The sequence below is a fragment of the Micromonospora sp. NPDC005686 genome (assembly GCF_042871665.1).
Lineage (GTDB): Bacteria > Actinomycetota > Actinomycetes > Mycobacteriales > Micromonosporaceae > Micromonospora.
In genome coordinates this window covers 540,171-552,152 of the sequence record NZ_JBIAIY010000003.1, presented here as the reverse complement: position 1 = coordinate 552,152, position 11,982 = coordinate 540,171, and the positions used below count along the sequence as shown (strand labels likewise).

The 11,982-nt window shown below is 73.9% G+C and carries 12 protein-coding genes; 6 read left to right on the top strand and 6 right to left on the bottom strand.

From position 1 onward, the window contains the following. The first annotated feature begins 92 nt into the window (after positions 1–92). The gene (locus ACFYON_RS09675) at positions 93–440 is read left to right on the top strand and encodes an Lsr2 family protein (protein ID WP_354863590.1); all 348 of its coding nucleotides are present in this window, start codon (positions 93–95) and stop codon (positions 438–440) included. Between the two features lie 202 nt (positions 441–642). On the opposite strand, the gene ACFYON_RS09670 is transcribed toward ACFYON_RS09675, so the two are convergent. Further along, positions 643–1,929 carry a hypothetical protein gene (locus ACFYON_RS09670; RefSeq protein WP_354863592.1) on the bottom strand — a complete coding sequence of 429 codons (1,287 nt, stop codon included), beginning with the start codon at positions 1,927–1,929 and terminating at the stop codon, positions 643–645. Positions 1,930–2,183: 254 nt separating this feature from the next. Beyond that, positions 2,184–3,050, bottom strand: a complete 867-nt coding sequence (locus ACFYON_RS09665) for a DUF2726 domain-containing protein (RefSeq protein WP_354863594.1) — start codon at positions 3,048–3,050, stop codon at positions 2,184–2,186. Between the two features lie 106 nt (positions 3,051–3,156). Here ACFYON_RS09665 and ACFYON_RS09660 point away from each other — a divergent pair, with 106 nt between their 5' ends. Then, entirely contained in the window at positions 3,157–4,248 is a 1,092-nt protein-coding gene (locus ACFYON_RS09660) for a DICT sensory domain-containing protein (RefSeq protein ID WP_354863596.1), read from the top strand. Between the two features lie 22 nt (positions 4,249–4,270). Beyond that, positions 4,271–4,999 (top strand): helical backbone metal receptor, encoded by a 729-nt coding sequence (locus tag ACFYON_RS09655; RefSeq protein ID WP_354863598.1) that lies wholly within the window; start codon positions 4,271–4,273, stop codon positions 4,997–4,999. A 25-nt stretch (positions 5,000–5,024) separates the two neighbouring features. Here ACFYON_RS09655 and ACFYON_RS09650 read toward each other — a convergent pair whose 3' ends face one another. Next, positions 5,025–5,723 (bottom strand): CBS domain-containing protein, encoded by a 699-nt coding sequence (locus ACFYON_RS09650; RefSeq protein WP_354863600.1) that lies wholly within the window; start codon positions 5,721–5,723, stop codon positions 5,025–5,027. A gap of 218 nt (positions 5,724–5,941) precedes the next feature. Between ACFYON_RS09650 and ACFYON_RS09645 the strand changes: the two genes are divergently transcribed. Both ACFYON_RS09645 and ACFYON_RS09640 read left to right on the top strand, forming a co-directional pair. Then, positions 5,942–6,505 carry a hypothetical protein gene (locus tag ACFYON_RS09645; protein WP_354863601.1) on the top strand — a complete coding sequence of 188 codons (564 nt, stop codon included), beginning with the start codon at positions 5,942–5,944 and terminating at the stop codon, positions 6,503–6,505. A gap of 155 nt (positions 6,506–6,660) precedes the next feature. Continuing rightward, positions 6,661–7,029, top strand: coding sequence for an FKBP-type peptidyl-prolyl cis-trans isomerase (locus ACFYON_RS09640; RefSeq protein WP_120569670.1), 369 nt, complete (start codon positions 6,661–6,663; stop codon positions 7,027–7,029). 79 nt (positions 7,030–7,108) lie between these two features. On the opposite strand, the gene ACFYON_RS09635 is transcribed toward ACFYON_RS09640, so the two are convergent. Then, positions 7,109–7,486, bottom strand: coding sequence for an anti-sigma factor antagonist (locus ACFYON_RS09635; protein ID WP_354863604.1), 378 nt, complete (start codon positions 7,484–7,486; stop codon positions 7,109–7,111). Between the two features lie 184 nt (positions 7,487–7,670). On the opposite strand from ACFYON_RS09635, the gene ACFYON_RS09630 reads away from it, so the two are divergent. Then, positions 7,671–8,690, top strand: a complete 1,020-nt coding sequence (locus tag ACFYON_RS09630) for an SMP-30/gluconolactonase/LRE family protein (RefSeq protein ID WP_354863606.1) — start codon at positions 7,671–7,673, stop codon at positions 8,688–8,690. A 59-nt stretch (positions 8,691–8,749) separates the two neighbouring features. Here ACFYON_RS09630 and ACFYON_RS09625 read toward each other — a convergent pair whose 3' ends face one another. Together ACFYON_RS09625 and ACFYON_RS09620 are read right to left on the bottom strand one after the other, a co-directional pair. After that, positions 8,750–10,021: an Ig-like domain-containing protein gene (locus tag ACFYON_RS09625; protein WP_354863608.1), complete on the bottom strand. Its 1,272-nt coding sequence runs from the start codon at positions 10,019–10,021 to the stop codon at positions 8,750–8,752. Between the two features lie 503 nt (positions 10,022–10,524). Next, a complete protein-coding gene (locus tag ACFYON_RS09620; protein WP_357708042.1) occupies positions 10,525–11,892 on the bottom strand; it encodes a dihydrolipoamide acetyltransferase family protein in 1,368 nt (455 codons plus the stop codon). Positions 11,893–11,982: the final 90 nt, after the last annotated feature.

Here is an 11,982-nt window from a genome sequence, read left to right as displayed (position 1 = left end):
GACGAATGGAAACGACCGGCTATTGTTGCGGAATTACCGCGCGGTAGGTCAAACTCTTAGCCACACCCCGCCCGACACAGGGAGTAATGGCGATGGCTAGGAAAGTAATCACCGTTCTGACCGACGACCTCGACGGCGGAAAGGCCGATCGGACCGTCGAGTTCAGCCTGGACGGCGTGGCGTACACGATCGACGTCTCCGACGAGAACGCGGGCGTCCTGCGTAAGGCCCTGGATCCGTACATCAGCGCTGGCAGGCGAATCAGCCGAGGCGGGGTCGAGATCACCCGCGGTGCCCGTCGCGCGACCCGGCCGAGCACCTCCGGAATGGATCGCGAGCAGAACCGCGCCATCCGGGAATGGGCCGCCAAGAACGGGTTCGAGATTTCCGAGCGCGGGCGCATCCCGGTGTCGGTGGTCGAGGCGTACAAGAACCGCTGAGCCCCGGCTCATCGTCGGGCAACCGCGGGGTCACGCTGAGAAATCGGCGTGGCCCCGAGCGACTTTCTGTCGTCGATGTTTTTCGTCCGGCCGGATACCGCCGGCATAAAATTTCCTCCGGGGCACCTCCCACCGTGCCCTTCCGCGGGAACGGCCGCGGCCGCCCGAGGGAGTCCCCGGACGGCCGCGGCCGTTCGTCCGCTCAGTTGACCCGGATGCGCACCACGTCGATGGCCGGGGTCTGGTTCGCCCGCTCCATCATCGGGATGCGGTGCGAGCCGTCACCGGCCCAGACCGCGCACTGCGCCAGGCCCGACTGCGCCAGGCCCGGAATCTGGATCAGCACGTCGTCCGGCTGGTTGCCGCCCCGGCCGTCCTCGGTGGCGACGAAGAACGCCGGCACGTCCTGCGGGTTCGGGGGCTGCCGGGTGCTGCCCAGCATCCGGCAGGCGGTGTGGAAGTGACCGCGTACCAGACCCTGGCCGTTCAGCAGCGAGCTCTCCAGGTAGTAGCCGCCCTGGCCGGCGGCGAGGAAGCGGTCCCGCACCAGGTTCTTGGTGGTCACCCGCAGCGTGAACGGCTGGTTGCGCCGCACCTGGTTCGGGAACTGCGTGATCAGCAGCGACGGGTTGTTCGCCGCGGCGCCCACCTCACCGAACGCGGTGCTCACGCAGCGGTTGCCGTTCTGGAAACCGTCGTGGGCCTGAAGCCGGCTGCCGGAGCAGTCCTTGGCGAGCACGTTCAGGCCGTTGTTGCCGCCGTTGTTCTGGCCGCCGCCGTTGTTGTTCCCGCCGCCGTTCTGGCCGCCGCCGTTCTGGCCGCCACCGTTCTGGCCACCGCCGTTCTGGCCGCCGCCGTTCTGGCCGCCGGTGCCCGGGGTGTCGCTCACCGCGCACCGGGCGAACTGGTCCAGACCCTGCGGGCGCTGGGCTACCCGGCCGATCGCGGTGGCGATCCGGTTGAGCGCCGCGGTCCGCTTGTCCGCCAGCGGGCCGAGGATCGCGTTGTCGATGAACTCGCCCCCGTTGCGGCCCTCCGCGGCGAGCCGCCGGTTCGCCTCGGCGATCTGGCTCTCCAGCAGCGCCAGGGTGCGGTCCACCTCGGCCCGGGCCTGGCCGGGCACCTGCGGCAGCCGGCCCCGGACATCCGGGCAGGCCACCGTCGGCGTGCCCGCGCCGGCGCCGCCGCCGGCGGTGGTCTGCTGGCACTCGGCCGGCGACATCTGACCGTCACCCCAGTGGTTGCGGACCCAACGGCCGTTCTGCCAGGTACGGGTGGTGCTGCCCTGGCCGTCCGGGGCGGTCGCCCCCGGGCTCGCGGGCACGCAGGACGCCGAGGCGGCGCGGGTGGTCGTCCGCCGGTCCTGGGCGGACGAGATCTGGGTGACGGCGACGATGCCGCCGAAGACCGCGAGCGTGCCGACCACCGCCAGCATCCGCTTGCTCCGCGCGTTACCGGATGACCGGCGCGCCCGTGTGGACCTGCGCATCGAATTGCTCTCCTTCTCGATCCGGTAGTTGACTGGTGATCCCGGCGGGCCGACGAATTCGGGGTGTGAGATCACTGCGACGCTGAGTCGCGCGTCAATGGCCGACGATGCCCTTTCCGCACCGTCTCCGCGCCGTCCGGGCGCGGCGGGAAGATCTGCGTCCATTCCCGATGAGGTACGGAGCGCCGTCGGCGAAGGTTCAACCGGAGAACGGGAAAAATCGAAAGTCGCCGTGCCCGGTGGCGCGGGCGGTGTCAGTCGGCGCAGAGGTGGTCGAAGGCGAACCCGCCGTCGAAGGAGTCCCGCCGGGCGGCCAGCGCGCGTATCCGCCCCAGCAGTTCGGCGCGCTCCAGCAGGGTCGGCGCGCCGCCGCCGAGGTCACGCAGCCGCTCCCCCAGCGCCACCACGGCCAGGTCCTCGGCGAGCCGCCCCGGGTCGACGCCGCAGTCCAGGCCGCGCGCGGTCAGCCGGACCCGCTCCAGCAGGCAGTGACCGGGCCGCACCTCGACCCAGGCCCAGCCCTCCGCCGGGCCGCCGGTCCAGCGCGCGTGCAGGCCGCGCACGATCGGGTCGGCGAGCCGGCCCGCCACGTACGCCTCGACCGCCTCGGCCCGGGCCAGTGCGCCGAGGTCGTTCACCGGTCCGCGCCGGCCGTCCGGCAGCCGGCCGACGATGTCCCGGAAGCCGACCGCCTCGCCGGCGTCCGGGTCGGTGCCGTCGCCGTAGGCGCGCGCGTCCAGCACGTACTCGACGAACCGGCGGACCTGCTCCGCGCCGCCCAGCGTCGGCGACTCGACGCGCAGCAGCGGCAGGCCGACGGCGGCGCAGACCGCGTCGGTCAGCCGTTCGGCCCGCCGGGCGGGCGATCCGTCGGGGACGGGCGCGGTGAACCGCACCGCGAAGCGCGGCAGCCCGGTGCCGGCGGCGCAGACCACCACATCGAGCGACGCCCGTCCGGCGGCGCTCCACTGGCTGCCGGTGACGCCGGGCGGTCGGCCCTGCACCAGTTCGCCGAGCCGCCGCCCGGCGTGGCCGAGGTGGCTGGCACGGGCCAGGTACGGCGCGACGCCGGACGGGATCGGCCGCAGCCAGGAGGCGGTCACGCCGCCTGTGCTCGTCATCTCGCCCCGATCTCCCTCGTCCGGTCGACGCCCGAGTGTAGGCGGTGCGGCGCAGCCGGTCCGGTCGACCGGTGCGCTGCCGCCCCCGTCCCTCTAGGCTCTGCCCGTGCACAGCGGACGGACCCCGGAACAGTTCACCAAACGCAGCCTCGTCGCCGTCTCCCACGCCATCGAACGCGCGGCGCTAGCCGAGGCCGAGGACGGCCCGCTCGTCGTGCTCGCGCTGTTCCAGCGGCTGCCGTACTTCGCCCGGGAGCGCGAGGCCTACCGGCGCATCGCCGGCCGCGCCGCCGCGACGGTGGTGGCGATGGTCGGCGGACCGCCCTCCGACCTGCCCGAGGGTGCCTACGGCGTGGCGCTGGACGAGGCCGAGGCACTGGCCCGGGAGTGGACGGTGGTGGCGCTGAGCCCCCGGTTCGGCGCCACCGTCGTCGCGCACGACAAGGCCGAGGTGGCGCCCGCGCCGACGCTGGAGTCCGGCCGGCTGTTCGAAGGGCGCTGGGGTTTCCGCCGCGACGAGGCGCTGCACGAGACGATCCGGCTGCGCGAACAGCTCGCCGAGCGGCTGCCCGCCGCGGCACGCGCCGCGCTGGACGAGGCGATCGCCCGGGTGCGGGACATCCCGGCCGGTCCTGGCGAACCGCGCTCCGAGGCGGCGCTGCGGCTGCTGGCCCGCCGCGGCGACCGGAACAACCGGGAGGTCCTGCCGGCCGAGACGATGCTTGACGAACCCGGCCTCGCCCGGTGGTCGGGCGCGGACGGGGTGACCGCCTCCGGCACGCTGCCGGTGGCGCTCGTCGGCCTGCGGGTGGACGCCCCGCCCGGCTCGCCGGAACGCTTCGGCCGCCGCGGTGTCGCCCGCGAGGGGCACGCCGTGCTCACCGCGATCACCGCCGCGCTGCGACCGGTCGACCGCGCGGTGCGCGTCACCGAGAACGAGTTCCAGCTCCTCCTGCCCGGGCTCGACGAACCGGCCGCGCTGGAGGTGGTACGCCGGCTGCACGACGCGATCGGCGCGCTGGCCCGGTCGTACCCGTTCATGGCGTACATCGTGCACGCGGCGGTCGGGGTGACCACCCGGCGGCCGCTGCCGACGGCGGACCTGCGCGCCGCAGTCGACTGGGCGGTCCGCAAGGGCGTGCCGGTGGCGGGCCTGCCGCCGGAGAACGCCGACGCCGTGGCCGAGCCGGCCCGCTGACGGTACGAGGAAAGGACGCGCGGTGCGGGTGGTGTCGCTGGTGCCGTCGCTGACCGAGGCGGTCGCGGCCACCCGCCCGGAGGTGCTGGTGGGGGCGACCGACTGGTGCACCCACCCGGCCGGGCTGGACGTCGCCCGGGTCGGCGGCACGAAGTACCCGGACCTGGACCGGGTACTCGCGCTGGAGCCGGATCTGGTGCTGCTCAACGAGGAGGAGAACCGGCTGGCCGACGCCGAGGCGCTGCGCGCGGCCGGGGTGCCGGTGCGGGTCACCTTCCCGCGTACCGTGCCGGAGGCCCTCGACCAGCTCGGTGAGCTGGCCGTCGCGCTGGGCGAGCCGGACGAGCCGCACTGGCTGCGGGAGGCCCGCCGCGCCTGGGCCACGCTGCCCGCGCCGGGGCGCGTCCGCACCGCTGTGGTGCCGGTGTGGCGGCGTCCGTGGGTGGTGCTGGGGCGGGACACGTTCGCCGGGGATGTGCTGGCCCGGCTCGGCGTCCGTAACGGCTGGGCGGACGACCCGGAACGCTATCCCCGGCCGAGCCTGGACGAGCTGCGCACCCGCGCGCCGGAGCTGGTGGTGCTGCCCGACGAGCCGTACCGGTTCACGGCCGACGACGGGCCGGAGGCGTTCCCCGGAGTGCCGGCGGCGCTGGTGTCCGGCCGGCACCTCACCTGGTACGGCCCCTCGCTGGCCGGGGCCCCGGCGCTGCTCGCCGCCCAGCTCGCGGGTGCCACCGAGGGCCCCACCTGACCGGCGGGGCCTCCGGTGGCGGCGCTCAGGCGACCGGGGTGGCGTGCACCGGGTCCAGCTCCATCAGCGTGGTGTCGTCCGTGTCGTACCCGATCGTGTTGTGCACCGCGACGACGCCGGCGACCTGCGCGGCGAGCCGGCCGGCCAGCTCGACGGCGCTGCGCCGGTCCAGCCGTCCGTCCATGGTGACCTCGCCGCCGCGGACCTGAACCGTGACCAGGCCGTCGCGGACCGACAGCACCCGGCGCAGCACCTCGTGCACCACCTCCTCGCGGATCTCCGCGTCGGTGCGCAGGTGCACACGCAGCAGGTCACCGCGGGTGACGATGCCGGCGAGCCGGCCCAGGTCGTCCAGCACGGGGAGCCGTTTGACCGCCTCGTGGTCCATCAGCCGGGCAGTCGCCGCGAGCGAGGCCCGCTCGTGGGTGGTGACCGCCGGCGCCGTCATCAGGTCCCGGGCCACCAGCGCGCCCGCCTTCTCCCGCGCGGCACGGCGACGCCGTCCCTCGAAGACCCGCCGCTCGTCCTGGTGGCCGGACCGCTCCACCTTGTGCAGCAGGTCCGCCTCGGAGATCACCCCCAGCACCCGGCGGAACGAGTCCACCACCGGCACGCCGCTGATCCGCTGCCGGACCAGCACGTCGACGACCTCGCGGTACGGCGTCTCCTCCGTCACCGTGGCGACGTCCCTGGTCATCACGTCGGTCACCTGCCACGTCCTCATCACGACCTCCTCGTGCCGGGCTTTCACCTGCGACGGTAGGCGGCCGGCGTACGCCCTGTTCAGGGGCGCCGGACCGGCCGTGACGGGCCGACCGGACCGGGTAGGGACGGGACCAATGGCCTGGTCACGAGGGCACCGCTCGGCCCTGCTGCCGGATCTGGCGTGGCGGTGGAATGAATGTGCCACCGGGAAGCGCGGTGCGAGGCACAGGAAGGGACGTGGACACCATGACCGCGACAATCGAGCGGACTCCCGCCGTCACCACCGCTCCGGCGACGCCCATCGAGACCACCCGCCAGAAGGCCACCCGGTACGTGTGGGCCGGTCTGCGGCTCGCCCTCGGCTGGGTGTTCCTCTGGGCCTTCCTCGACAAGATGTTCGGCCTCGGCCACGAGACCCCGGCGAAGGGCGCCTGGATCAACGGCGGCAGCCCGACCAAGGGCTTCCTGGGCCACGCCGTCGAGGGACCGTTCGCGAACTTCTACCAGAACCTGGCCGGCGCGGCCTGGGCGGACTGGATGTTCATGCTCGGCCTGCTCGGCATCGGTGTCGCGCTCATGCTCGGCATCGGCATCCGGCTCGCCGCCGTCGCCGGTGGACTGCTCCTGGTCCTGATGTGGACGGCCGTGCTGCCCCCGGCGAACAACCCCTTCATGGACGACCACCTCATCTACGCGGGCCTGCTGGCCGGCCTGGCCCTGGTGGGCGCCGGCAACACCCTCGGCCTCGGCCGGATCTGGGCGAAGCTCCCCCTGGTCCAGCGTCTGCCCTGGCTGAAGTGAACCAGCCCGCCCCGGGGCGGGCGTCGCCGACAGGCGGCGCCCGCCCTCTCTCGTCGTCCCCGCCACGCCGGTGTGCGGGGACCGGCGCGTATCGGCCGGTCGCGATCCGGCAGGATCGACGGTGACCACACCGTCAGCATCCGAGGAGACCGTTCATGGACAAGCCCGAGGTCGGCCCGATCGAGGGCGCCCCGCCCGCCGATCTGGTGGTCGAGGACATCACCGTCGGCGACGGCCCGGAGGCCCGCCCGGGCCAACTGGTGAGCGTGCACTACGTGGGCGTGGCCCACTCGAACGGCCGTGAGTTCGACGCCTCGTGGAACCGGGGCGAGACGTTCGAGTTCCCGCTCGGCGGCGGCCAGGTCATCGCCGGCTGGGACCAGGGCGTCGTGGGCATGAAGGTGGGCGGCCGCCGCCGGCTCACCATCCCGCCGCACCTGGGCTACGGCGCCCGGGGCGCGGGCGGCGTCATCAAGCCGAACGAGACGCTCGTCTTCGTGGTGGACCTGCTCGGCGTGCGCTGAACGCGGCGCCGTCCGGCGTCGGGCTGTCGGCTTCCGCGCCGGCGGCCCGGCGCCGCGCTCAGGCCGGCTGCGCGCCCGTTCAGGCCGCGCAGGCCACCAGCTCGCGGGTGTGGCCGGCCAGGGCCGGCGCGCGGTCGGAGCAGCGCACCGGAAGCACCCGGTGCAGGCCGGTCACCCGCAGCACCCGCGCCACCACCGGGTCGGGGTCGGTGAGCACCAGCTCGCCACCCCGGGCCCGCACCCGCAGGTGGGTGGCGACCAGCGCACGCACCCCGGCGGCGGAGAGCAGCCGCACACCGGACAGGTCGACCCGCAGCACCGGCCGGGCGGGGGCCGCCCAGAGCGCGGCCCGGAACGCCGCCACGGAGGCGATGTCGATCTCGCCGACCGGACGCAGCTCGACCATGTGATCGTGCACGTCAGTCACCACGTGGAAGCGCTCACCGCTGTGTTCCATGCGGCCAAACCTACCCGCCCCCACCGACATTTCCCGACCTCGCGGACAGTGGTTCCGGGTACTGTCCGGGACCCGACCCCGAGCCGCCTCAGGGTCATCCCGCAGTCCCCCGCCACACCCCCGGGCCAGGGCGAAACGCCGTCGAGGGCTGCCGCGCGGGGCGCCGCCGGGCCACAATGAGCCGATGGCCGTCCCCCGCCTCCGTGCGCCCCTGCTGATCCGGCCGGTCCGCGAGCCGGCGACCGTGCCGCCGCCGCTCACCGGCGCCTGGGCGCCCGCCGACACCCGGCTCGACCGGGCCGACCTGCTGCCGCTGCCGGCCGGCGGGCACGGCCCGGAGGACGTCGTGGTCGACGGCGACGGCCGGGTGGTCAGCGGCGACGAGGACGGCCGGCTCTGGTGGTGGCCGGCCGACTCCCCGCCCGGCACGCCGCCCACCCTGCTGGCCGAGACCGGCGGCCGGCCGCTGGGCATCGAGCGGGATCCGGTCGACGGCGGGTTGCTGGTCTGCGACGCGTACCGAGGGCTGCTGCGGGTCGACCCGGCCGGCCGGGTGCACGAGCTGACCGGCACCGCGCCGCCGGTGCACCTGGCCGACAACGCCGCGGTGGCCGGCGACGGCACCGTCTACTTCACCGACTCCTCCGACCGGTTCCCGCTCTCGCACTGGAAGCGCGACCTGCTGGAACACCGGCCCAACGGGCGGGTGCTCGCGTACGACAGGCGCACCGGCCGCACCGACGTGGTCGCGGACGGGTTCTACTTCCCCAACGGGCTCGCGCTCAGCCCGGACGAGTCGGCGCTGATGCTCGCCGAGACCGCCACCCACCGGCTGCTGCGGGTGGACCTGCCCGGCGGGCGGGCCACAGTGCTCACCGACCTGCCCGCGTATCCGGACAACGTCTCCGGCGTCGGCGACGGCACCTACTGGGTCGCGTTGCCGAGCCCTCGGCTGCGGGCCATGGAACGGCTGCTGCCGCATCCCCGGGTCCGGCAGATCGTGGCCCTGCTGCCCGACGCGGTCCAGCCGCAGCCGCGCCGCTACGGGCTGGTCGCGCTGGTCGACGGCAAGGGCCGGGTACTGCGTACGCTGCACGGCCCGAGCGGGGCGTACCCGATGGTCACCGGCGTGCGGCAACACGGCCGTCACCTCTGGCTGGGCAGCCTGACCGCGATCGGGGTGGCCCGCGTCGACCTGGACTGAGCGCGGCGCGGGGCCGGCCCGCCTCCGCGGGCCGGCCCCGGGGCCGTTCCTCCCCAGATTCAGCCGCCGCTGTTGCTCCGCGAGGGGGACGGGGCCGGTGACGACCCACCGGCCACCGCGCCCGGGTGCGGCGTGGGGCTCTGCGTGGGCTTCAGCCCCGCCGGTACGGGCAGCGCGCTGCCCTTGGCGAACTCGTCCCAGCCGACGTTCCAGGCGGTGAAGCCGTTGCCCTGGTCGAGCTTCACCTCGGTGCCCTTGACCGTCACCAGGTCACCGACCTGCGTGATACCCATCAGCCAGTCGGCGGCGGTGGCCGAGACGTTCGTGCAGCCGTGTGAGGTGTTCGTGGAGCCCTGCTCCCCCTCCGACCACGGCGCCGAGTGGATGAACTCGCCGCCCCAGGTCAGCCGCTGGGCGTCGTCCACGTCGACCACGTAGCCACCGTCCGGTTCGCCCCGGGTGTCGAACGTGGTGTGCTCGTGCTTCTCCATGATCACCATGTTGCCGCTGGACGACGGCGTGCTCTCCTTGCCGAGGCTGACCGGGATCTTCTTGACCGCCTTGCCGTCCTGGTAGACGGTCATCTGCTTGGTCCCGTTGTCGATGTCGAGCGTCACCTGCCGGCCGACCTTGGCGCTCGCCACCCGGTCGGCGTCGCCGATCGCCTCCTTGCCGATGGGCAGCCCCTCCAGCGCGCTGCGCACGCTGATCTTCGTCCCCGGCTTCCAGCGGTCCGGCGCCCGGTACTCGGCCTGCTTGCCGTCGGCCACCCAGGACCAGGTGCCCGGCTGCGGCGGGTCGGTCTTCACAAACAGCCGGCGCTGCACGTCCGCGCGGGCCTCCTTCGGAATCGGCGGGTCGAATCCGAGCACGACGGGCATCGCCGTCCCGTACGTCTGATTCGGCCGGAAATACAATTCACTGGTGACGGCCGGTCTGGTGGATTTGGCCATCGTCGTGAACGTCGTCTTCTGCGTCGCGGTCCTGCCGGAATCGCCGGTCGCGGTCACCTCGGCCGTGTACGTCCGGGAATTGCCGAGCGGCCGGTCCGGCACCCAGCCGGAGCCGTCCTCACGGGCCTGGGCCGGCACGGTGTTGCCCTTGTCGTCGGTCAGCTTGACGGCGGTCACCTTGCCGTTGCTGACCTTCGTACCCACCTCCGCGCTGATCGGCACGTCCCGGGTCCGATCGGCCGGCGTCACGGCAACCGACGGCGGCGCCGCCTCGGCCCGCTTCGCCATCGGCTTCGGACCGGCGGTACACGCGCCGACCGCCAGCGGTGCGGCTGCGACGGTCATCGCGAAAAGCGTCAGTCGGCGCCTCGCAAACATATTTCGCCCCCCATTTCCGAGCCCTCTCGCCCACATTCTGTAGGCCCGGGAGCGCGCCGTGGCACCTTCGGCGGAATTGCTCGGAAACGGCTGCGCGAATCATGCCGGACAGGTAATTCCCGTGCCAGCTTGCGCCCCACGCCCCCGCCGCCCGTTTCCCCGCCGCCCGCGCCCGCCGACTCGCCCGCCCTCGCCCGCCCCTTGCCCGCCCCGCTCCGGCCCGGTCCGCCCTGTCGATCATGGTTAGCCGCGCAATGTGTCCGCTTTCTCCCCGTCAACCTCATGATCGACGCAGAGAGGGCGGAGGTGAGGACGCCGCAGCTCAGTCAACCCGGCTCTCGCCCACGCCACCGCACCACTTGCCGCGATCTTGCAGTTGCGGCCCTCCAAAAAGGTGCCAATCGGGCACATCGGGGGCAGCGAGTGCAAGATCGAGAACGGGTCACCGGGGACGTGTGCGGCCCCGGCCCTCGTGGTGGGGGCCGGGGCCGGAGGAGGTCGGGTCAGACGTTGGCTACCAGCAGGGCTGGCTGCTCGACGCAGTCGGCCACGTGGCGCAGGAAGCCGCCGGCCACGCCACCGTCGCAGACCCGGTGGTCGAACGTGAGACTGATCTGGGTCACCTTGCGGACGGCGAGCTGCCCGTCCACCACCCACGGCTTGTCCACGATCCGGCCGACGCCGAGCAGCGCCGCCTCCGGGTGGTTGATGATCGGCGTGGAGCCGTCCACGCCGAACACGCCGTAGTTGTTGAGGGTGAACGTCCCGCCGGTCAGCCGTGCCGGTGGCAGCGTGCCGGCCCGGGCCGCCGCCGTGGTCTCGGCGAGCGAGGCGGCCAGCTCCCGGGTGGTCAGCCGCTGCGCGTCGCGCACCACCGGCACGACCAGGCCCCGGTCGGTCTGCGCGGCGATGCCCAGGTGCACGCCCGCGGACTGGATGATCCGCTGCCCCTCGGTGTCGACATGCGCGTTGAGCTGCGGGTACTTCCGCAGGCCGCTGAGGCAGATCCGGGCCAGCAGCGCCAGGATGCTCACCGGCGCCTCCGGGGTGGCGGCGTTGATCGCGGCGCGCGTCTCCAGCAGGCCGGTGGCGTCCACGTCGACCCAGATGGTCACCTCGGGGATCTCCCGGCGGCTCCGGGAGAGCTTGTCGGCGATCACCTTGCGGATGCCGGTGAGCGGGATGACCGTGTCACCGTCGCCGGCCGGAGCGAGCCCGGCGTGCGCTGCCGGGGCGTCCGGCACCGCCGCGAGCCGGGCAACCGGAGCGGGGGCGGCCACGGCGGCGTCCAGGTCGGCCCGGCGAATCACGCCGCCCGGTCCAGTGCCGCGCAGCGACGCCAGGTCGATGCCGCGCTCCTTCGCCAGCTTGCGCACGATCGGCGAGATGACCAGCGGCGCCACCGCCGATCCGCCGGTCGGTGCCGCATCGGCCGTCCGGCCCTCCGGAACCGGCGTGCCGGCCGGAACCGGCGTGCCGGGCTCGGGAGCCAGCGCCAGTCGTGGCCGGCGCCTCCGCCGACCCGTGCCGCCGTGGCCGGTGCCGTACCCGATCAGCACGTTGCCGGACCCGGCCCGCTCCTCCTCGCGGTAGGTGGCGTGCGGGTCGGACGCGTCGTCGAGCGGGGCGATGGTGATCAGCGGCTGGCCCACCGGGCGGACCTCACCGGCCGCGCCGTGCAGGGCCACGACCCGGCCGGCGTACGGGCACGGCACGTCGACCACGGCCTTGGCGGTCTCCACCTCGACCACCGTCTGGTCCACAGTCACCACGTCGCCGACGGTCACCCGCCACTCGACGATCTCCGCCTCGCTCAACCCTTCCCCGAGGTCGGGCAGAAGGAAGTCCCGGGTCCCCACAGCCGTGGTCATGCCGTTCCGGCCGGGCATGGCCTCACGGCCCTCGCTCCGCTCGGTGCGTTCGCTCATGCCGTTCCGGCCGGGCATGGCCTCACGGCCCTC